Raw genomic sequence first — 20,682 nt, 5'->3', positions numbered from 1 at the left:
ATTTATCTCTTTCCTTTTAAAGAGATTAAAATTTTGATTTTATTATTACTTCAAATTTTTTAAAATATTTGATAAACTGTAAAAAAAATAAGGTACATTGTTACGATTGTAACAATGTACCTTATTTTCTCATATACTCATTAGCAAAATCTAAGTGTGTTTTCATTGCCTGCAAAGCTTTTTCTCCATCCCTATCTAATAAAGCTTTATAAATATCTTCATGTTGTTTAAAAAGTATTTCTTTGTTGTCTTTCTTTATTAAAATATTTTTTCTTGCATCTTTAATACAGGTTTCCATTAATGAAGACATTGCATTAAAAATACTTAAAATCAAAAAGTTTTTAGAAGCCTGAGCTATTTTATAGTGAAATTCTCTATCCACTTTAGCCATTTCTTCCCCTTCTTTTAGTTCTTTTAGTTTCTCCACTAGTAATTCTATTTCTTCTAATTCCTCATCAGTTATTCTTTGTGCTGCTAAAAGAGCTGTTTCTCTTTCTATACTTATCCTTAGCTCAAGTATCTCCTCTGATTTACTATCCTGTAACATAAACATAATAGATAGTGGTTCTATTAAACTATTCTCAAAGCTACTTCTTATAAAATTTCCTTCTCCTTGTCTAGATTCAATAAGACCTATTATTTCTAAAGATCTTAGTGCTTCTCTTATAGATGTTCTGCTTACTTGTAACTTCTCTACCATTTCTCTTTCTGAAGGAAGTTTATCTCCTTTCTTTAAAATTCCCCTATCAATCATATCTTTAATTTGAAAAATCACTTGTTCATATACTTTTGTATTTCTTATCGGATTAAACATAATTTTCTTCCTTTCTTTCAATATAAATAAATAATATAACATTATTGTAAATTCTGAAAGTGCTACAAAAAATAAAGGTTGCAATGTTTACATACAACCTTTACCTATCACCTTTAACCAATTAAGTGACATATAAAATAAACTAACTACATCTTGTTCATTATAAAGTAATATCTTTTCCTTCTTTTCTTTGGGCATTCTATTTATATAATCTTTATCCTTCATAATTTTGCCGAAAGTCTTAGCTAAATTCTGTCCACTAATAAGTTCACTTTCTCTTTCTATGTTAAACTCTTTTTCTAAAACTTTAAGACCTATATTACTTCCTTTAGCTTTTTCATACTCTTTTTGAATATCTACATGAGTAAAATGAGCTTTTATATCAAAATCAACTCCATATTTCTGAAGTAGATAATTAATTACAGTAAAATCATTATTTCCAGAAAACGTAACTATATACTTTTTATTATTCTTTTTATACGCATCTTGAAAATATTTCTTAGCTAAATTTAATATTTTAATAGAATCACTTTTGTCTTCTATCATATATTGAGTGATATTTATCATTCCTTTTTCCTCATCATAATAACAAGCTCCAAATACACCTACACAAATAGGTTTTTTATAAACATAATGTTCTAAATCGAAAAATATAGCGTCTTTATATATACTGTATCCCTTATGCTTAAAAGAAAATGTATCTTGGACATTTTCTGCTTCCACATGTTTCTCACTAAAAATCAATGCTACCACTCTTTTCTAATACTATAGTTGGAATAGACTTAAATTCTCTGAATTTAAATTATAAATAACATCTTTTCTTTCTACAATAATTCTTATTTTTTCTTTAACTTCTTTGTCATTTAAAACTTTATTTAAAAGTTCCTTAGTAGGATTTACGCATACAGGATATTTTATCATCTTAAACATAGAAAAATCTCCTGCTGTATCTCCATAAGCATAACTATTTTCTAGATCAATATCATATTGTTTTGTTAACTTCTCTATAGCTTTTTTCTTGCTTACACTATCCCACATAGGTATAACTTCTCCGGTATACATCTCATTTTCATCCATAGCATAAATAGTTCCCCTATAATCATCAAATCCATGCTTCAAGCTCATTTCCTTTACCAATTCAATAGGACTTCCTGATATAGTTATAACTATGTGCCCTTTAGATTTGTGCCATTTTATTCTATCTCTAGTAAAAGTATATACCCTATCACCTTTTTGCTCTACTACATTTTTAGCTATGAACTCAACTTGGTATCTATGCAATCCTTTAATAGCTTCTGTATATATTTTTGCCATTTTTAAAAGATAATTATCATAGTTTCCTTCTCTTCTATCCCACTTTATATATTCTGGTCTTACTTCATTATACCATCTTTCAGGTTTTATTATCTCACATTTAATTAACTTTTTAAATACCTCAGTAATAAGACCTTCTCTATAAAGAGTTCCATCTATATCAAAAAATGCTGCTACTTTTTTCATATTAAACCTCCCCTGATAATTATGCAATATCTATATAAAGAAATAGTAGAATTTATGAAAAAACCCTACTATTTATATAATATATATTATTCTACTATACATTATGTGTTCTTATCAATTAATAGCCTAAATAATCTTTATAAGGAATTTCTGCACTATTTTCTACATATTCTTTAATTGTATTTATTTGTTGCATTGTTAAAGAAAAAAATTCACAACCTACTAAGCAATTATTTACATTTGAATTTACCCATTTAGCTTCGCATAAACACCAAAAAGAAGGATAATCTCCTATTCTCATAGAAAAAGAAATAAAATCTCCTGTCTTAACAGGTACCTTGCTTAATAATAATATGCCTGTAGAAGATATATTGATTCCCTTCATTAAAGGTTCATCAGTTTCATATTTGATATACATACTTTTATCATTTATTCTAGGATAATGTATATCTAAATCAAATTGTGCTCTTTTCCTAGATCTTTTTTCATTAATCTTATATATATATTCTCCTTTTTTATAAATATTAGAAGACAATACTATCACCTCATCAGCCAATACATTTTAAAATTACAATTTACAATTTATTATATCATAAAATTTATATTGTTAATTGTCCTATTTAAAAATATATTATTTTATATTGACATGTCATTATAAAAATGATATATTTTATTTGATAATGATAATAGTTTTCAAATAAAATAAGGAGTGATATTATGAGTATTTTTGATTTAAAACCTGGACAAACAGCTTTAGTTAAGGATATATACGGTAATGAAAAATTAGCAAAAAGATTACTAGCTTTAGGATGCATAAAAGGTACAGAAGTTTGTGTAAAAAAAGTTGCTCCTTTTGGTGATCCTATTATTATTAATTTAAGAGGTTTTGATCTAGCTATTAGAAAAAATGATGCTAAAAACATCTCTATAGAATCTAAAGAAAGACTGGAGGCAATATATGATAACTGCTGCACTGCTAGGTAATCCAAACGTTGGTAAAACTTCTCTATTTAATGCTTTAACTGGTTCTAACCAATATGTGGGTAATTGGGCTGGAGTAACTGTAGAGAAAAAGGAAGGTTACATTGGTAAATCTATAAAGATAGTAGATCTTCCAGGAATTTACGCTATGGATACCTACTCAAATGAAGAAAAAGTATCAAAGGAATTTTTAAAGAATGGAAATGTAGATGTAATTTTAAATATTGTAGATGCTTCAAATTTGGAAAGAAATCTATATTTAACCTGTCAACTTAAAGAATTTAAGAAACCTATTATTTTATTATTAAATATGATTGATATAGTAGAAAATAAAGGTATTAAAATAGATTATGAAACTTTAAGTAAAGAATTAAAAGTTACAGTAATACCTATATCTGCTTCCAAAGGTATAGGCATAGATAAAATTAACAAACTGCTTTTAAGCGGTGATTTTTTAAGCACTATTGATGATAATGAATATCAATTTCACAATGAAGAAGAAACTTATAATTATATAGAAAAAGTACTAAACAAAACATTGTCATATACTAAAACTAATCAATCTTCCATAACGGAAAAAATTGATAATTTAGTATTGAACAGATTTTTGGCTTACCCTATTTTTTTAGGAATACTATTTTTAATATTTCAATTTACTTTTAGTTGGGTAGGCCAACCCTTAGCTGATATGTTAGACGAATTATTAAATGATAAATTTATACCAATTTTAGATGTATATTTGTCTGGAACAAGTCCTTGGTTTAAGTCCTTATTGATAGATGGAATTGTTGGTGGTGTGGGATCTGTTATAGTCTTTCTTCCTGTAATTCTTGCATTATTCTTAGGAATATCCTTCCTAGAAGATAGTGGTTATATGGCAAGAGCAGCTTTTATAATGGATAAGATTATGAGAAAAATGGGGCTTTCAGGAAAGGCATTTATTCCTCTTGTAGTTGGTTTTGGATGTTCTGTTCCTGGCATTATGGCTGCAAGAACCTTAGAAAGTGAAAAAGATAGAAAACTTGCAGCACTTTTAGTTCCCCTTATGTCATGTAATGCTAGGCTACCAGTTTACGCTTTATTTGCGGCAGTATTTTTCCCTGGGAAAGAATCTTTCGTGGTTTTTTCTCTTTATCTTTTAGGAATACTGTTAGCATTTATTGTAGGAATCCTTTTTAAGAATACCCTTTTTAAAAAGGATGAGGAACCTTTTATAATAGAACTATCTGAATATAAAATGCCTGAATTGAGAAACCTATTATTACATACTTGGGATAAGGGAAAAGGTTTCTTAAAGAAAGCAGGTACTATTATATTCTCAATTTCAGTTATAGTTTGGGTTTTATCAAACTTTAGTTTTAGTGGTATGGTAGATATTAATGAAAGTTTATTAGCTTCTATCGGAAGATTTATCAACCCTATATTTGAACCTTTAGGATTTGCTTCTTGGGAAAATTCAGTATCACTTTTAACAGGTCTTATGGCTAAAGAAGTAATTATAGGTTCTATGGGAGTTATTTATGGTGGAAATCTAACAGAAATTTTACCAAATCATTTTACTGTGCTTTCCTCTTATAGTTTTTTAGTATTTATATTACTATACACTCCTTGTGTATCTGTTATAGCTACTATGAAAAAAGAGTATGGAACAAAAATGACTTTATTTTCTGTATTCTATCAAATGATGTTAGCATGGGTTGTTTCATTCTTAATATTTAACATTGGGAATTTAATTTTTTAGGAGGTTGATGCCCTATGGCACTTCAAATAGGAATTACTTCAGCTATAGTCGTTTTTGCTGTATATATTTTATATAAAAATATAAAAAATAAAGCTAATGGAAAATGTGATTGCGGAAGTTGTTCTTCTCATTGTCCAAGCTATAAAAAAGATGAGTAGTGATATTCACTACTCATCTTTTTTTAAAACTTTTTCTAACTCATATAATTTATCTTTATCCATATTTCCTATGTGATTTAATTTATATTTTATATTTAACTTTTCATATTTATATTTTCCTAATGTATGATATGGAAGCAACTCTATATTCTCTACATTATCTATTTTCTTTATAATTTTTTCAAGCTTAATTATATGCTCTTTAGTATCTGTTAATCCTGGTATTACTACATGCCTTATCCATACCTTTTTATTTGCTTTATTTAAAGCCTCAATAAAGTCATTAAGTCCTTTAATACCATGTCCTGTTATATTTCTATATCCATTATCATCTATGTGTTTTATATCTAATATTACTAAATCCACATATTTAAGTATTTCATCATAGTTTCCTGTTCCATATCCTGAAGTATCAATGGCAGTATGAATACCTTCCTTCTTACAAAGTTTTAATATTTGAAGTAAAAAATCCTTTTGTATTAAACATTCTCCTCCTGAAAAAGTTACTCCTCCATTAGATTTATTAAAATAAGGTTTATATCTTACTATCTTTTTTAAAAGTTCTTTAGATGAAATTTCATATCCTTCTTTACAATCCCAAGTGTCCGGATTATGACAATATATACATCTTAAATTACATCCTTGAAAAAAAACTGCTACTCGTATTCCAGGACCATCTACTAATGCCATACTTTCTATAGAATGAATTTTACCATTACATTCTTTCATGAAAAGTTCTCCTTATTACCTCTAATTGTTGTTCTTTTGATAATCTATTAAAATTAACTGCATAGCCTGATACTCTTATAGTTAAAGTAGGATATTTTTCTGGATGCTCCATAGCATCTATTAAAGTTTCTCTATTTAATACATTAACATTTAAGTGATGAGCTCCTTGACAAAAATACCCATCCATAATACTTACTAAATTATCTATTCTATTTTCTATATCCATACCAAGGGCATCTGGAACTATAGAAAATGTATTTGATACTCCATCTTCGCAATGAGCATAAGGTATTTTAGCCACAGAATTCAATGAAGCTAAAGCCCCTTCCATATCTCTTCCATGCATAGGATTTGCTCCTGGTGCTAAAGCTTCTCCAATTTTTCTTCCATCAGGGGTAGTACCTGTCTTTTTGCCATACATGACATTTGATGTTATTGTAAGAACTGATAGAGTATGTTTTGCATTTCTGTAAGTTGGATTTTTCTTTAACTCTTCTGAGAACTTTTTTACTAGTTCTATCCCTATTGTATCTACTCTATCATCATCATTGCCATACTTAGGAAATTCTCCTTCTGTTTTAAAATCTATTGCTATGCCATCTTTTCTTATAGGAGTAACTTTAGCATACTTTATTGCACTTAAAGAATCTATGGCTACTGAAAGACCAGCTATTCCAAAAGCCATAAGTCTTTCTATTTTTGTATCATGTAAAGCCATTTGTGATGCTTCATAGGCATATTTATCGTGCATAAAATGTATTGTATTCATTGTATTTACATATAGATTCGCTAAATATTCTAATACTTTGTGATAATTTACAAGTACCTTTTTATAATCTAATACTTGATCTTCTATCTTCTCTATATTAGGTACAATAAGCATTCCTTTCTTTTCATCTATGCCACCATTTATAGCAAGGAGCAATGCTTTTGCTATATTACATCTTGCTCCAAAAAATTGCATTTGCTTTCCCATTTTCATAGCTGATACACAACAAGCTATGCCATAATCATCTCCATAAATAGGTCTCATTATATCATCATTTTCATATTGTATTGAATCTGTTAATATAGACATTTTTGCACAAAACTTTTTAAAATTTTTAGGAAGATTTTCTGACCAAAGTACTGTCATATTTGGCTCAGGAGCTGGAGTTAAATTTTTTAAAGTATGCAAAAATCTAAAAGAATTTTTTGTAACCAATGGTCTTCCATCTATTCCCACACCACCTATTGATTCTGTTATCCAAGTTGGATCTCCTGCAAATAATTCATTATATTCAGGTGTCCTTAAATGTCTTACCAATCTTAATTTTATAACAAACTGATCTATTATTTCCTGGGCTTCTTCTTCAGTTATTATATTATTTTTAATATCTCTTTCAATATATATATCAATAAAGGTACTTGTCCTACCAAGTGACATAGCTGCTCCATTATTTTCTTTAACCCCCGCTAAATATCCAAAATATAAAAACTGTACTGCTTCCTTAGCATTTGAGGCTGGTTTTGATATGTCAATTCCATAAGATAAAGCCATATTCTTTACTTTGCCTAAAGCTCTTATTTGCTCTGTAACTTCTTCTCTAAGCCTTATTTTTTCATCTAACATAGTTCCTTTTATTTCATCTAAATCTCTTTTCTTCTCTTCTATTAAAAAGTCTATACCATATAAAGCTATTCTTCTATAATCTCCTATTATTCTTCCTCTTCCATAAGCATCTGGAAGTCCTGTTAGCACTCCCGCACTTCTAGCTTTTCTCATTTCATCTGTATAAGCATCAAAAACTCCTGCATTATGTGTTTTTTTATATTTTGAAAACACCTCATCTATATATGAATTCATTTTATATCCATACTCTTCTAGAGCTTGTCTAACCATTCTAATTCCACCAAAGGGATTTACTATTCTTTTAAGTGGTGCATCTGTTTGAAGTCCAACTATAACTTCCCTATCTTTTTTTATATATCCTGGTTCATAACTATCTATGCCAGCTATTGTATTTGTATCTACATCTAATATACCATTTTCTAATTCCTTTAAAATAAGATCATTGCTTATATCCCATACAGCTTTTGTTTTGCTGCTTATACCTTTTAAAAATTTATCATCCCCATAATAAGGGACATAATTCTTTTGAATAAAGTCTCTTACATCAACACACTTCATCCAATTTCCTTCATTAAATCCTTGCCACTGTTTATTCACTCTGTCATCCTCCTTCAAATATTTATACGAATATTTTTATAAATTTTATAGATTACATTCACATTGTACCATATATTTAATAAAAATATACTTATATCATACGTTAATATAAAGCAAAATAAAAAATAAGAGTAAATTAGCTTTATCTTTTCACTAATTTACTCTATTTTTCACTTTATCACGTTAAATTACAATATACCAAAATATTAATCTTCCTTTTTCAAAAAATAATCCATAATATCTTCTATAGTGATTATCCCTTTAATTATGTTTTCTTCATCTACTATAGGCATGGCTATTATATCTTTTTCTCTTAATTTTCTACCTACTTCTAATAAATCATCTTCTAGCTTTCCAGTTACAACATTTTTAGTCATAACCCAATCTACGGGGCATGTATCATAGTGGCCTTCTTCCATTAAAAATCTATAGATATCAGCCTTTACTATCATTCCAACTAAACTTTCATTATCGTCTACAACTGGAGTTCCATTAATATTTTCCTTATTCATAATATTTAAAGTCTTTTTCAATGTATCTTCAGGTTTTACAGTTACTAAATTAGGACTAATTATATCCTTTATTAGCATAATCAAACACCCCCTCTATTAATTATACCATTTTATTCAATTTGTGTCTAAGGATTATGCTTTAATAACTATTTTTAATTAATTCTTCTAGTTTATCTTTATCATTGATTCCCTTTAAAATACTATCAATAACTCTAGATGCAGCTTTTTTTGATATTTTTTTTAAATCGCTATTCAAATTTATATTATTTTTCTTTAATAAAAAACTTAAATATTTAATCTGTTTTTGTGTTACAGCATCTTCTCTTACAATATAATCACTCTTCTCAACTTTATATATTATATTAAATAATTTAGGAAGGTTTAATACATCTTCATAATTATGAAGCATAATTTTTTCCCTTAAATCTTCATTTAAAGTTTGAAGATATCTATTATAAAGTTCTACACTTACTCCTCCATCAATAGTATCCTCTCTTTCTATACCAACAAATTTCTCTACAGTTTTTAAATTACATCTATTCATACCTAATTGTTTATAATAAGGTCTTATTAATCTATATAAATCTACATGTTCATTAGGCATATTAAACGTCAATTCATATCTTTGCAACCTATGTTTTATAAAAGGTTCATCAAAAGCTATACCATTATATGAACACCAAATTGAAAATTTCTCTATATCTCGTCCAAAAACTTCTAATATAAATTTTTCATCTGTTAAATCTTCAGCATAATATTGTTTTACTGAAAATCTTTCATTATCTAAATACCATCCTAGAGAAATTAATATTATATTGTTTTCCTCTTTATCAAATCCTGTAGTTTCTATATCAAAATAAGCTAATGTATCCATTTTATATTTATGAAAAATTTCATACTCTATGGATACTTGCTGTATATTTTCTCTAATTATCATTTCTATCCTCCAACCCCTATACTGTAAGAACGAATATAATTATACAACAATATATTGACTAATTAAATACTAAGTATTAGCTATTTAATTAATTTTTATAGTAAAATGCAGAATAGAAAGTACTCTATTCTGCACAAATTAAAATTTACATTTTCTCTACTACTTCTATGCCTAATAAATTTAATCCATTCTTTATTACTTGACAAGTAGCTTCTACAAGCTTTAATCTTGCTTTCTTTATTTCTTCATCTTCTGCATTAATTATACTATATTGATTATAGAACTTATTAAAGTTTTTAGCTACATCTATTACATATCTGGTAACTATTGAAGGTTCTAATTTATCTATAGCGTGTAATATAGAATTATTAAATCCTTCTAAAATCTTTATCAATTCAAATTCTTCCTTTGAATTTAATTTACTGTAATCTATTTCTCCTGATGCACTACCTAATTTTCTTAATACACTTTTTCCTCTCGCATAGCTATATTGTACATATGGTCCTGTTTCTCCATCAAAACTTAACATTTCATTCCAGTTAAATACTATATCTCTTTCCCTGTTGTTTTTTAGATAAGTAAATATTACTGCTCCTATACCTATCTTTTTAGCGACTTCTTCTTTATTTTCTAAGTCTGGATTCTTTTCATTTATTACCTCAATTGTTTTCTCAATAGATTCATTTAATAAATCTTCTAAAAATATTACTTCTCCCTTTCTTGTTGATAGCTTTCTATCTGCAAATCTTACTAATCCAAACCCTACATGCTTACAATGATCTGCCCATTCATGTCCCATAAGCTTTAATGTAGTAAATACCTGTTTAAAGTGAAGGGATTGTTCTAGTCCTACTACATATATACTCTTATAAAAATTATATGTGTTCTTTCTATAAATAGCTGCTGCTAAATCACGAGTAGCATATATAGTAGCTCCATCAGATTTTTTTATAATACATGGCGGCATATTATATTCTTCAAGCATTACAACTTTTGCTCCGTTGCTCTCTGTAATTAATCCCTTATTTTCTATTTCCTCTACTACAGCATCCATTTTATCTCCATAAAAACTTTCTCCTGCATAGGAATCAAACTGTACATTCAACATTTGATATACTTTTTCGAATTCCTTTAAGCTTAAGTCTCTAAATCTCTTCCAAAGCTTAACTTCCTCTTCTGCACCTTCTTCTAACCTTTTAAAATGCATTCTACCTTCTTCTTCTAATGATGGATCCTTTTCTGCTTCATCATGGAATTTTACATATATTCTTAACAATTCTTTTATTGGTTCTTTTTCTAAAGCTTCTTCATCTACCCATCTTTCATAGGCTGAAATAAGTTTACCAAACTGAGTTCCCCAGTCACCTAAATGGTTTATTCTTGTGCAATTATATCCTTGTGAAGATAATATTCTATATAAAGAATTTCCTATAGATGTACTAAATAAATGTCCAACATGAAAAGGTTTTGCTATATTAGGTGAAGAGTACTCTAATGCAATATTTATATCCTTTCCTATTTGTGATTTACCATAGTTATTACCTTCATTAAGAACTTTTTCTATAGTATCTTTAGTAAATATAGCTTTGTCTACAAAAAAGTTTAAATAAGGTCCTAAATCTTCTATTTTTTCAAAGCCTTCTTTATCTATATTTTCTTTAAGTTCGCTAGCTATCATATTAGGAGCCTTCCTTAAAGTTTTAGCTAATTGGAAACATGGAAATGCAAAATCTCCCATCTCTGGTCTTGGTGGTATTTCTATTAACTGTTCTATTGTTTCTATAGGCAGATCTACCTTTGCACCTATTCTTTCCGCTACAATCTTTTTATAATCCATTTTAAAACCTCCTGAAATTTTAAATTTAAAATGTTAAATAATAAATGTGGATAAAAATCAACAATTGAATTTTTTATAATTTCATGTTTAGAACTTTTGTTAAAAAGTTCTTTCATTATTTTTTATTTGTTTTTGTATAATATAAAAACCCCTCTCTTAAATAAAAGAGACGGGTAATATTCCGCGGTACCACTCTAATTGACAAAAGTCCACTTAATGCCTTAACGGGGCTAGCGTCTCACTTTACTCTCTAAATAAGATTTCAAATGGGCTTCTCCAAGGTTCTTTTCCTTTTTACCCTCTTACAGGCTCTCACCATTCCCTGCTCGCTTAAAGAAACGTTAAAAAGTACTCTCCTTATCATAGAATTTTTATTGAAGTCTTTTTAATTTCAAAGTAAATTATATTATTTGTGTTCATACTTTGTCAAGGAGAAGCAATACTTTTTCTACTAAAGTTTACTAACCATCTCATTAACACTGCAGCAATTAAAGTAACTATGAATAATAGTGTCCAACCTTTTTCTATTCCATACATTGATGAAAACTTTCCCATAGCTACAGGTCCCATGGCCCATCCAGCTCCATAAATAGTAGGAAGTATAGCATTTATTCTTCCTCTATGACTTACAGGACTATTATTAGATATAAATACTGGAGTAGTTATAGAAACTACTATTTCCCCCATAGTCATAACTGCTACTGCTATAAAAAATAATACTATATTATTAGTAATGGAAAATATTAAAAATGATACAGAATATAGTACTCCTCCTAAAGATATCACTTTCAAATTATTTTTCTTACTTGTAAGTCTTAGAAGAAAAGGAGTAAAAGATATAATTAAAAATCCATTAAACCCTGCCATAAATCCAAAATATTTTGCCCCTCCTTCTCCAAAAATATTCCCTAGCTGTAGTGGTAATAAAAAACCCCACTGTGAATAAGCAAACTGGTAAATAAAAGATATTAGTGCAAAATAAATTAAACTCATTCTATTGAATAACACTTTAAAAACAGATCCATCTTCTCTTTTTTCTAAAGTCTCTTCTTCTTTTATTTTATGCTTAATCTTATACTTAGAACTTTCTCCAACAAAAATAGTTAAAAGAATTAATGACACAAATGTTGTAAAAGCATCACCAAAAAATACAAATGACAAATAATTTTTATATAAAAGACCTCCTATTACCGGTCCTATAGCAAACCCTAAATTATGCCCCATGTAGAGAAGAGAAAATGCCTCTTTTCTGTTTCTTTTTGTAGTTAAGTCTGCTGTCATAGCATCTTGAGCAGGCATACAAAAGGAATAAAATATAGGAGCTAACATCAATATATAGGCCATTTTTAATGAAGGTTCTAAAAATCCACAAACTATAAATACTGTTAATGCTAAGCTCTGAAATATTAATATTACTTTTTTTCTCCCTATTGTATCTACAAGTTTTCCTCCAATAAGCATACCTGGTGCTGAAAATAATGATATAGAAGTCATAAATAGTCCTGCATTCTTTACATCAATATGTATTTTTTGAGTAAGTATAAGCGTAAGCAATGGATATACAAAGCTTCCCAAACTGTTTACCATTCTAGATATAAAAATTATATATATTTCCCTTGGTAGTCCCTTATATGGTTTTATAAATTTATGTAGCAAAGTTTTCATAAAGCCCCTCCATTTTTTCAATTTACACTATTAATTATATATTGCCCCAATACTAATTTGTTTAAAAATTTCAACTTTTATTTTCCTATGGTATTTCTAATAAAAAAGTAATAGAATAAATATTGGTTGTTTAAACTTCAGATTTAGAAAAGAGGTGTTACCTTGAGATTACTAAGACAGTTAGGAATAATTTTATTAATTTGCCTATTAGGTGAAGCAATACATAATTTTTTCAAACTACCTATCCCTGGAAATGTTATAGGAATGATTATATTGTTTTTATGCTTATCCTCAGGAATAATAAAATTAAATAAAATAAATTATATAAGTAAATTTTTGCTTGATCATTTAGCATTTTTCTTTGTTCCCGCAGGAGTAGGCATATTATCTTGTATTCCTATCCTTAAAGGGAAATGGCTAGCATTCTTAGCAGTATGCTTAATAACAACTATAATAATAATAGTTATTACAGGTTGGACTATTCAATTATACATAAAATTTACAAGTAAGGAGGCATAATTATAATGATTCAGGAAATTTTAAATTCCCCTATTTTCGGAATACTGGTATCTATAATAGGTTTTGAAATAGGTCTTTACATATACAGAAAAACAAAAATAGCTTTGTTCAATCCTCTTTTAATATGTATAGCCTTAATAGTATGTATGTTAATATCTTTTAACATTAAATTAGATTATTTTGATGGAGGCGGAAAACTTATTTCCTTTTTTCTTGGACCTGCCACTGTAGTACTTGCTGTACCTTTATATAAAAAAATAAATGTAATAAAACAATATGCTATACCTATATTACTTGGAGTAACAATAGGATCTATCACAGCTATACTAAGTATCTTCTATCTTTGTAAAGCTTTTGGTCTGACCAGTGAATTATCCTACTCACTAGTTCCTAAATCCATAACAACTCCTATAGGTATAGAAGTATCTAAAGTTTTAGGTGGTATACCTGCTATTACAGTATCAGCTATTATAATAACTGGTATAATGGGAGCAGTTATAGCTCCTATAGTATGTAAAATATTTAAAATTAAAAACCCTATAGCTATTGGTATATCTATAGGAACAGCCTCTCATGCCATAGGGACTACAAAAGCTATAGAAATGGGTGAAACTCAAGGAGCCATGAGTAGCTTAGCTATAGGTATAGCTGGGCTCATTACATCTTTTTTAGCTCCTATAATAGTAAAGTTTTTACATTAGCAATATCCCCACTTGCATATAAGTGGGGATATTTTATTTACTTATTGATAATATTTAAGAATTCTTCTAAAGTAGAAACTGGTTTGCTACAGCTAAAATTCTTACATATATGAACATATGTATCCTCTTTATTTATTTCTTTTATAGATGTTACATTAAAAGGTAAAAACCTTTTATTTATTTGTGGTAATATTTCCTTGGTAATACTATCCTCTTCTCCTTTTTCTATAACTATTTGCTCATTACCAAAAATATTATACATAAAAGCTATGAGTAAAAAGCTATGAGACTCCAAATTATTTTTTATATTATATGCAAAACAGTTAAATAGTCTTTCTACCTTTTCTTTAAAAAATCCATCTTCTGTTATATTATAAAGTCTAATCATGTTATATGCAGCTACAGAATTTCCTGAAGGTATAGCAGAATCATAACTATCCTTAGGCCTTAAAATAAGCTGTTCCCCATCATTTCCATATATAAAGAATCCTCCTTTATCCTTATCTTCAAACAGATTAATCATTTCTTCATTTAATGATATAGCTTTTTGTAAATATTCATTATTAAATGTACTTTCATAAAGCTCTATTAATGCCCATACTAAAAAGGAGTAATCTTCTAAATATGCTAAATGAGCTGCTTCATTTTCTCTATATCTAGCAAGTAATCTTCCATCTTCTCTTATTAAACTATTTAATATAAAATCTATAGCTTTTTTAGAAGAATTTATATAATCTTCATTATTAAACACTCTACCTGCATATGCTAAAGCAGCTATGGCTAATCCATTCCATGCTGTTAATATTTTATCATCTTTATAAGGATGTACTCTTTTATCCCTATAAGAAAATAATTTTTTCCTTATTTCCATCAATTGTTCTTCTAAATTTTTATCTATGTCTTCTATATCATATTTTATTAAATTAGGTATATTTTTTCCTTCAAAATTTCCTCCTTTAGTTATATCATATATTTTACAAAATAATTCCTCATGTTCTTTTCCTATAATGTTTGATATTTCCTCTTTTGTCCATAAATAAAACTTTCCTTCTTCTCCTTCTGAATCAGCATCTTCTGCTGAATAAAAACCACCTTCCTTATCTGTCATATCTCTTAAAATATAATTAATTATTTTTTCTGCTATGTTTTTGTAAATTTCTTTTCCTGTAGCTTGGTAGGCTTCTGTGTATGCAATAATTAGAAGTGCATTATCATATAACATCTTTTCAAAATGTGGTACAAGCCATTTTCTATCTGTGGAATATCTTGAAAATCCAAAACCTATATGATCGAATATTCCTCCTTTATACATACTTTGCAAAGTATTTTCTACCATTTGTAAAGCTTGATCATAACCATAAATCTTCCATATTCTTAAAAGAAACATAAGTTTATGTGGGGTAGGAAACTTAGGTTCAGTATAAAATCCTCCATATGCGGGATCATATATCTCTCTTAAATTTTCGTATGCCTTTTCTATAATTGTTTCTTCTAATTCATCACTTTTTTCATTTATTACATATTTATTTATTTCTTTTGTAAGCTCCTCTGAAGAATTAATCAATTCTTTTTTATTATTTTCCCACTGTTCCTTAATAGTATATAAAATATCCAATAATCCTGGTCTTCCAAATTTACTTTCCTTAGGAAAATATGTTCCAGCAAAAAAAGGTTTTTTGTCTGGAGTCATAACTATAGTTAATGGCCATCCTCCACTACCTGTAGTAACCTGACAAAAGGTCATATATATGCTATCAACATCAGGCCTCTCTTCTCTATCTACCTTTATGGAAATAAAATTCTCATTTAATTTTCCCGCAACTTCTTCATCTTCAAAAGATTCTCTTTCCATTACATGACACCAATGACATGTAGAATAACCTATGCTTAAAAATATAGGTTTATCTTCTTTCTTTGCTTTTTGAAAAGCTTCTTCTCCCCAAGGATACCAATCTACTGGATTATGTGCATGTTGAAGTAAATATGGCGACTTCTCATGAATCAATCTATTAGGTTCTCTGTTCTTAGTCATGGACATCATCTCCTTGTTTTATTCTTTCAATCATATACTTACTCTTCTATCTTCTCCAATTTTATTCTTTATATCCTTGTGAAATAATATTTATACTTATTACATTTTAATTAATTGTTACAATAAAAAGTACAGATGCACAATCAATTTGATTCTAACATCTACACTGTATATCTAATCATTTATTTGCTCTAAAAGCCCATTAAGCCATAAGTTAACTAAATTTATAGCTCCTCGAAATCCCATAAATGGAGATTCATAAGGATTTAATCTCCATTTTATATCAGGGTTAGATATTTGAAGCTCTATATTTCGTTTTGCCCATTTCAAAGCTTCTCCACTTGCCATTAGAAGTCCCTTTTTCTCCCATTCTATAGCCTGTACCCATTTAGTTTCTGAAAAATAAGGAATCTCTTCACTTGTCATACTTGGACAATCGCACCAACAAGTTCCTTTAATTAATGATAGTTCTTTTTCTGCATAACAAAGAATACCTTTTACTACATCTCTATGACCTCCTAATGAAATTCTTGTTTCATCAGGATGTTCTCGTATTATATGTTCAAAGATAGGAATTGAAGGTGAAATTTGACTGATAATTGTTTCTTTTTCTAATTTTACAAAACTATTATCTAAAGTTAATCCAGAAATCTTAGCTATATTATCTATCCAATCTAAAGTTCCCTCAATTCCGTAAGGTCTAGCCAATAAATATGGCGTTCCAAATTGCTTCTTCAATTGTTTTGCCGCAGCCTCTCCCTCTTGTCGTATCACTAAATTAATATAGGCACCACCCATATTCTCAATTTGTTCTACAGATGTATCAGAGGTCATAACGCAAAGTTTCTCCATACCAAAAGCGCTTTTCATTATACGGATAAGTTCTTCTGCATCAGCATGAAAGCGAAATAAATCAGCACAAGAACCAATTATATTAAATGTAGGCTCTTGTGTTTTTTCTATATCCTTTGGTAATGTTTTGGCAAGAAGCAAAAGTGCTTCTTGAACACCCCGATGTCCACATATGTTAAACCCCCCATATCCAAATGGAAGTAAAAAAACCTTAGGATATTTGGGTTGTAATTCTTCACATATAGCCTTTAGGTCCGTTCCAATAACCGTTGGCACTGAAGATGGCAACAAAAAAACAATTTTAGGATTATCCTTTTCTACAATTTGAGCAATAACACTATTAAGCCTTCTAGTATCTCCTAATGAAATATCTGCTTCGTCAATATGAGTAGAGTATAATTTACACCCTTTAGATATACCAGCTTGATTTAAAAACATTCGCCCATACTGCATATGTCCCATGCATCCGTATTCAATCAAAGCGGCATCACGGATTGAAGCAAGAGTCCATAATATTCCCATTCTGCCTGACATCGGCGGTTTAAATCTATGAATTCCCATAACTATTCCTCCTTATTTCCTGCATATTTACTTTTTCATACATCTTTAACATCCTACTTAATAAAACTACTGTTCTTTCATAGCCCATTTGTCCATATAAATCCTCCAAGTATGGCACACAAGGAATTGAAGAGGAATCTTTTAAAAGTTCTCCTAAAGAAAATTCTGCCTTAATATGTTCAGCTATATCCGAATTATCGTTTACCATATGACAAATCATAGGATCATAACCTTGCTTTTTAATAGCTTTTGCCCATTTTGTATCATCAGGATAAAATTCATCCATATGTAAAAGCATAGGCTTCATTTGAAATTTGGTTAAATATAATACAAGTGGTAAAGGCATCATGGCACCAATGTGAGTTAAAATATAGCTTTTTTCTTTAAACACATCTTCTACTTGCTTCTCCAATGTAATAGCTCTTTGTCTCCATTCATCAAATTCATGGTTAAACCTAATTTTTAATGATTTTGCCACAGCTTCGTAGAGATTATCAATTTCAAATACATCATAAGTCTCATGAAGACTTATAAATGGAACTTGAAACTTCTCCCACATCATTTCAGCCAAAGAATTCATGAAAGGTGAAAGTACAAGATTAAGAGCTGCATCCGGTGAAACAATAAAATCCTCAACATCAGATTTTGGAGCAAGCATTCTAAGATAAAATCCTCTTTTTTCTAATGCTGTCAATAATCCTGGCATAGGAACATGCTTTTCTCTTGGACTACGACCAAGAATATTGATTGTATCAGAACTTGTTTTTCCCTTTTTCATTAAATTCCTAAATGATACTAAAGTTTTCCAATAACCAGAAGGATAACTATTACATTTAAAATGTGCCATTAATACAAACGTCAATAGAGCTGAAACTTCAGGCTGCATTTCATGTACAATGGCCTCCATATCTTCTCCAATCACCTCCGGAACACAAGTTAAAATTATCATAATAGCTTTTGCACCAGACTTATCCATTTCTCTGATAGTTTTAATCAATCCCCTGCGACATCCAAATACAACCTCGTTTGAATCTAAAATATACGTCCAATTTATCTCTCCTTCTTCACTTTTAATATTGGAAATAACATTACGACTATAGGTTCCACATTCCGGTGTGCCCACAACCAATGTAGACATTCCCTTGACCCTTGAACTAAGTGCCAGTGTAGTATGCATGGGACAATGATTTCCCGGAAAAGCTGCAGGAGTCAAAAACTTTACACCGGCATTTGTCTTAACTGAAGATAAGTGTTTTAGATGTTTTAATTCCTTCATTATCACTTTCCTCCCTCCAATAGAATCTTTGCCAAAGTACGATAGTGCTCTGCCATCTCACATTCAGGGAAGGCTTCAACTACAGTTTTTCCTAAAGCCTCAGCCTTCTGTACATAAGGATCTCGTGCCATAGTGTGAATTACTGGAGTTTCAATTTCCTCTGCAACTTTTCTAACTAACTCTTGTTCATTTTCAATTTTTTTAGAGTTTAATATCAATCCTCGTAGGGATGCATATCCACGCTTACCAAAACTTTTAACCGCATGTGCGATATTTGTAGCTGCGTAAAGTGACATCATTTCCCCTGATGTCACTATGCAAACCTCATCAGCATATCCTCCTCTAATAGGCATAGCAAATCCACCGCATACCACATCACCCAATACATCATAGAGGATAACATCTGGTTTATATACTTCATATGCATCTAATTCTTCCAACTTTTCAAAAGCAGTAATTATTCCACGGCCGGCACATCCTACACCTGGAACTGGTCCTCCTGATTCTACACACAAAACACCAGTACTACTTTTAAATACAAGGTCATCTAACTCTATATCACCCTTTTCTCTCAAAGTATCTGATACTGTAGTAATGTTTTTACCACCAGTTAGATTACGAGTAGAGTCCGCCTTGGGATCACATCCAATCTGCATTACTGTTAGCCCCATTTCTGCCATAGCTGCAGATACATTAGATACTGTAGTGGACTTACCAATACCACCTTTTCCATAAATTGCAATTTTATTCATATAAACATCTCCTTTTAATATTATTTCTACTACTTGATAAGTTCATAGGAAATACATGTGGGTCTCCCTGTTCTAGACTCCCACCCAATCTCCGCATCAATGTGAAAAGTATCCTTTAAAACCTTTTTGGTCATAATCTCTTTTGGAGTTCCATGCCTTATAATTTTTCCACTACGTATTGCTATCATGTAATCGGCAAAACGCGCCGCTAAGTTCAAATCATGGAGTACCATGACGATTGTACAATTTTGTTCTCTATTCAGCTTGTATAAAAGCTCCAATACCTCTAACTGATATGCCATATCCAAATAGGTGGTAGGTTCATCTAGCAATATCAAATCAGTCTGCTGTGCTAGTGCCATTGCAATCCACACTCTCTGACGTTGTCCTCCAGAAAGGTTGTCCACTGTTCTGGTCTCAAATTCAGTTAGCTTAGTAATCTCTAATGCCCATGTAATTATTTTCTTATCCTCAGAGGACAATTTACCAAATCCCCTCTGATGTGGAAATCCACCGTAAGATACAATTTCACCAACGGTAAGCCTTGCTTGAGCTTGAGGAGATTGCGGCAGTATAGCCATCTTTTGTGCTACCTCCTTAGTAGAAAGATTTCTAATATCATCACCGTTTAAGTACACTACGCCTTTTTTTGGTTTTAGAATACGTCCTACAGTCTTCAGAACAGTTGATTTTCCACAGCCATTTGGTCCAATTATGGTAGTTATCTTACCTTTTGGTATATTAATATTCAAATCATCAACTATGAGTTTGTCATCATAAGCGATGGCTAATTTTTTTGTTGCAATACTGTTCATAATCCCTTACTCCTTATATTAAATACATGGTTTGTCCATAGTAAAATCTATTAACTAAACCTTTATCTACTGCTAAAATTAAAATTTTTGT

At 29.6% G+C, this 20,682-nt stretch carries 20 protein-coding genes and 1 other annotated feature; of the genes, 5 read left to right on the top strand and 15 right to left on the bottom strand.

All coding sequences use genetic code 11. The annotated features are described in order from the left end of the window. Positions 1–121: 121 nt before the first annotated feature. The 4 genes from J2Z24_RS03850 to J2Z24_RS03835 all read right to left on the bottom strand — a co-directional run bounded on the left by J2Z24_RS03850 (position 122) and on the right by J2Z24_RS03835 (position 2,849). A complete protein-coding gene (locus J2Z24_RS03850) occupies positions 122–814 on the bottom strand; it encodes a FadR/GntR family transcriptional regulator (RefSeq protein ID WP_035144681.1) in 693 nt (230 codons plus the stop codon). Positions 815–901: 87 nt separating this feature from the next. Next, positions 902–1,537: a ribonuclease H-like domain-containing protein gene (locus tag J2Z24_RS03845; protein WP_111947567.1), complete on the bottom strand. Its 636-nt coding sequence runs from the start codon at positions 1,535–1,537 to the stop codon at positions 902–904. A gap of 42 nt (positions 1,538–1,579) precedes the next feature. After that, entirely contained in the window at positions 1,580–2,314 is a 735-nt protein-coding gene (locus J2Z24_RS03840; RefSeq protein ID WP_035144629.1) for an HAD-IB family hydrolase, read from the bottom strand. 118 nt (positions 2,315–2,432) lie between these two features. After that, positions 2,433–2,849 carry a PilZ domain-containing protein gene (locus J2Z24_RS03835; RefSeq protein WP_051593100.1) on the bottom strand — a complete coding sequence of 139 codons (417 nt, stop codon included), beginning with the start codon at positions 2,847–2,849 and terminating at the stop codon, positions 2,433–2,435. Positions 2,850–3,031: 182 nt separating this feature from the next. Between J2Z24_RS03835 and J2Z24_RS03830 the strand changes: the two genes are divergently transcribed. From J2Z24_RS03830 to J2Z24_RS03820, 3 genes are read left to right on the top strand one after another with little or no spacing between them, the layout of a single operon-like run. Next, positions 3,032–3,298, top strand: coding sequence for a FeoA family protein (locus tag J2Z24_RS03830; protein WP_051593101.1), 267 nt, complete (start codon positions 3,032–3,034; stop codon positions 3,296–3,298). After that, positions 3,273–5,036, top strand: coding sequence for a ferrous iron transport protein B (gene feoB / locus J2Z24_RS03825; protein ID WP_035144631.1), 1,764 nt, complete (start codon positions 3,273–3,275; stop codon positions 5,034–5,036). The genes J2Z24_RS03830 and feoB overlap by 26 nt, the downstream gene beginning before the upstream one ends. 14 nt (positions 5,037–5,050) lie before the next feature. Next, the gene (locus J2Z24_RS03820; RefSeq protein WP_085058963.1) at positions 5,051–5,194 is read left to right on the top strand and encodes a FeoB-associated Cys-rich membrane protein; all 144 of its coding nucleotides are present in this window, start codon (positions 5,051–5,053) and stop codon (positions 5,192–5,194) included. A gap of 9 nt (positions 5,195–5,203) precedes the next feature. On the opposite strand, the gene pflA is transcribed toward J2Z24_RS03820, so the two are convergent. The 6 genes from pflA to J2Z24_RS03790 all read right to left on the bottom strand — a co-directional run bounded on the left by pflA (position 5,204) and on the right by J2Z24_RS03790 (position 13,083). Further along, positions 5,204–5,923: a pyruvate formate-lyase-activating protein gene (gene pflA, locus J2Z24_RS03815; RefSeq protein WP_035144633.1), complete on the bottom strand. Its 720-nt coding sequence runs from the start codon at positions 5,921–5,923 to the stop codon at positions 5,204–5,206. Beyond that, positions 5,910–8,132: a formate C-acetyltransferase gene (pflB, locus tag J2Z24_RS03810; RefSeq protein ID WP_035144636.1), complete on the bottom strand. Its 2,223-nt coding sequence runs from the start codon at positions 8,130–8,132 to the stop codon at positions 5,910–5,912. The genes pflA and pflB overlap by 14 nt, the downstream gene beginning before the upstream one ends. 206 nt (positions 8,133–8,338) lie before the next feature. Beyond that, positions 8,339–8,722 (bottom strand): CBS domain-containing protein, encoded by a 384-nt coding sequence (locus J2Z24_RS03805; protein WP_035144638.1) that lies wholly within the window; start codon positions 8,720–8,722, stop codon positions 8,339–8,341. A 61-nt stretch (positions 8,723–8,783) separates the two neighbouring features. Beyond that, entirely contained in the window at positions 8,784–9,581 is a 798-nt protein-coding gene (locus J2Z24_RS03800; RefSeq protein WP_035144639.1) for a ribonuclease H-like domain-containing protein, read from the bottom strand. 145 nt (positions 9,582–9,726) lie between these two features. Further along, on the bottom strand, positions 9,727–11,418 hold the full coding sequence (gene argS, locus J2Z24_RS03795; RefSeq protein ID WP_035144642.1) for an arginine--tRNA ligase: 1,692 nt from the start codon (positions 11,416–11,418) through the stop codon (positions 9,727–9,729). A gap of 162 nt (positions 11,419–11,580) precedes the next feature. Continuing rightward, positions 11,581–11,791, bottom strand: a binding site (T-box leader). 53 nt (positions 11,792–11,844) lie between these two features. Continuing rightward, positions 11,845–13,083 (bottom strand): MFS transporter, encoded by a 1,239-nt coding sequence (locus J2Z24_RS03790; RefSeq protein ID WP_035144646.1) that lies wholly within the window; start codon positions 13,081–13,083, stop codon positions 11,845–11,847. A gap of 162 nt (positions 13,084–13,245) precedes the next feature. Here J2Z24_RS03790 and J2Z24_RS03785 point away from each other — a divergent pair, with 162 nt between their 5' ends. Both J2Z24_RS03785 and J2Z24_RS03780 read left to right on the top strand, forming a co-directional pair. After that, positions 13,246–13,602: a CidA/LrgA family protein gene (locus J2Z24_RS03785; RefSeq protein ID WP_035144647.1), complete on the top strand. Its 357-nt coding sequence runs from the start codon at positions 13,246–13,248 to the stop codon at positions 13,600–13,602. A gap of 5 nt (positions 13,603–13,607) precedes the next feature. Next, on the top strand, positions 13,608–14,303 hold the full coding sequence (locus J2Z24_RS03780; RefSeq protein ID WP_035144649.1) for an LrgB family protein: 696 nt from the start codon (positions 13,608–13,610) through the stop codon (positions 14,301–14,303). A 37-nt stretch (positions 14,304–14,340) separates the two neighbouring features. Here J2Z24_RS03780 and J2Z24_RS03775 read toward each other — a convergent pair whose 3' ends face one another. The 5 genes from J2Z24_RS03775 to J2Z24_RS03755 form a co-directional block, all read right to left on the bottom strand. After that, positions 14,341–16,335, bottom strand: a complete 1,995-nt coding sequence (locus tag J2Z24_RS03775; protein WP_035144650.1) for a thioredoxin domain-containing protein — start codon at positions 16,333–16,335, stop codon at positions 14,341–14,343. Between the two features lie 174 nt (positions 16,336–16,509). After that, positions 16,510–17,748, bottom strand: coding sequence for a nitrogenase component 1 (locus J2Z24_RS03770; RefSeq protein WP_035144652.1), 1,239 nt, complete (start codon positions 17,746–17,748; stop codon positions 16,510–16,512). Further along, the gene (locus J2Z24_RS03765; RefSeq protein ID WP_035144654.1) at positions 17,735–19,024 is read right to left on the bottom strand and encodes a nitrogenase component 1; all 1,290 of its coding nucleotides are present in this window, start codon (positions 19,022–19,024) and stop codon (positions 17,735–17,737) included. Before J2Z24_RS03765 ends, J2Z24_RS03770 begins: the two co-directional genes overlap by 14 nt. Before the next feature lie 2 nt (positions 19,025–19,026). Next, positions 19,027–19,776, bottom strand: a complete 750-nt coding sequence (locus J2Z24_RS03760) for a nucleotide-binding protein (RefSeq protein WP_035144656.1) — start codon at positions 19,774–19,776, stop codon at positions 19,027–19,029. A 29-nt stretch (positions 19,777–19,805) separates the two neighbouring features. After that, entirely contained in the window at positions 19,806–20,591 is a 786-nt protein-coding gene (locus J2Z24_RS03755) for an ABC transporter ATP-binding protein (RefSeq protein WP_035144658.1), read from the bottom strand. Positions 20,592–20,682 lie beyond the last annotated feature (91 nt).

Origin of the sequence: Clostridium tetanomorphum (assembly GCF_017873215.1) — a bacterium.
In the GTDB taxonomy this organism is placed as follows: Bacteria; Bacillota; Clostridia; order Clostridiales; family Clostridiaceae; genus Clostridium_AO; species Clostridium_AO tetanomorphum.
This window is presented reverse-complemented; position numbering and strand designations above follow the sequence as displayed.

Bases quoted from the DNA above. Each gene is read 5' to 3' on its own strand.
- J2Z24_RS03850 (WP_035144681.1), bottom strand. From the start codon at position 814: ATGTTTAATCCGATAAGAAATACAAAAGTATATGAACAAGTGATTTTT.
- J2Z24_RS03840 (WP_035144629.1), bottom strand. From the start codon at position 2,314: ATGAAAAAAGTAGCAGCATTTTTTGATATAGATGGAACTCTTTATAGA.
- J2Z24_RS03830 (WP_051593101.1), top strand. From the start codon at position 3,032: ATGAGTATTTTTGATTTAAAACCTGGACAAACAGCTTTAGTTAAGGAT.
- feoB (WP_035144631.1), top strand. From the start codon at position 3,273: ATGATAACTGCTGCACTGCTAGGTAATCCAAACGTTGGTAAAACTTCT.
- J2Z24_RS03820 (WP_085058963.1), top strand. From the start codon at position 5,051: ATGGCACTTCAAATAGGAATTACTTCAGCTATAGTCGTTTTTGCTGTA.
- pflA (WP_035144633.1), bottom strand. From the start codon at position 5,923: ATGAAAGAATGTAATGGTAAAATTCATTCTATAGAAAGTATGGCATTA.
- J2Z24_RS03805 (WP_035144638.1), bottom strand. From the start codon at position 8,722: ATGCTAATAAAGGATATAATTAGTCCTAATTTAGTAACTGTAAAACCT.
- J2Z24_RS03800 (WP_035144639.1), bottom strand. From the start codon at position 9,581: ATGATAATTAGAGAAAATATACAGCAAGTATCCATAGAGTATGAAATT.
- argS (WP_035144642.1), bottom strand. From the start codon at position 11,418: ATGGATTATAAAAAGATTGTAGCGGAAAGAATAGGTGCAAAGGTAGAT.
- J2Z24_RS03790 (WP_035144646.1), bottom strand. From the start codon at position 13,083: ATGAAAACTTTGCTACATAAATTTATAAAACCATATAAGGGACTACCA.
- J2Z24_RS03780 (WP_035144649.1), top strand. From the start codon at position 13,608: ATGATTCAGGAAATTTTAAATTCCCCTATTTTCGGAATACTGGTATCT.
- J2Z24_RS03775 (WP_035144650.1), bottom strand. From the start codon at position 16,335: ATGACTAAGAACAGAGAACCTAATAGATTGATTCATGAGAAGTCGCCA.
- J2Z24_RS03770 (WP_035144652.1), bottom strand. From the start codon at position 17,748: ATGGGAATTCATAGATTTAAACCGCCGATGTCAGGCAGAATGGGAATA.
- J2Z24_RS03765 (WP_035144654.1), bottom strand. From the start codon at position 19,024: ATGAAGGAATTAAAACATCTAAAACACTTATCTTCAGTTAAGACAAAT.
- J2Z24_RS03760 (WP_035144656.1), bottom strand. From the start codon at position 19,776: ATGAATAAAATTGCAATTTATGGAAAAGGTGGTATTGGTAAGTCCACT.
- J2Z24_RS03755 (WP_035144658.1), bottom strand. From the start codon at position 20,591: ATGAACAGTATTGCAACAAAAAAATTAGCCATCGCTTATGATGACAAA.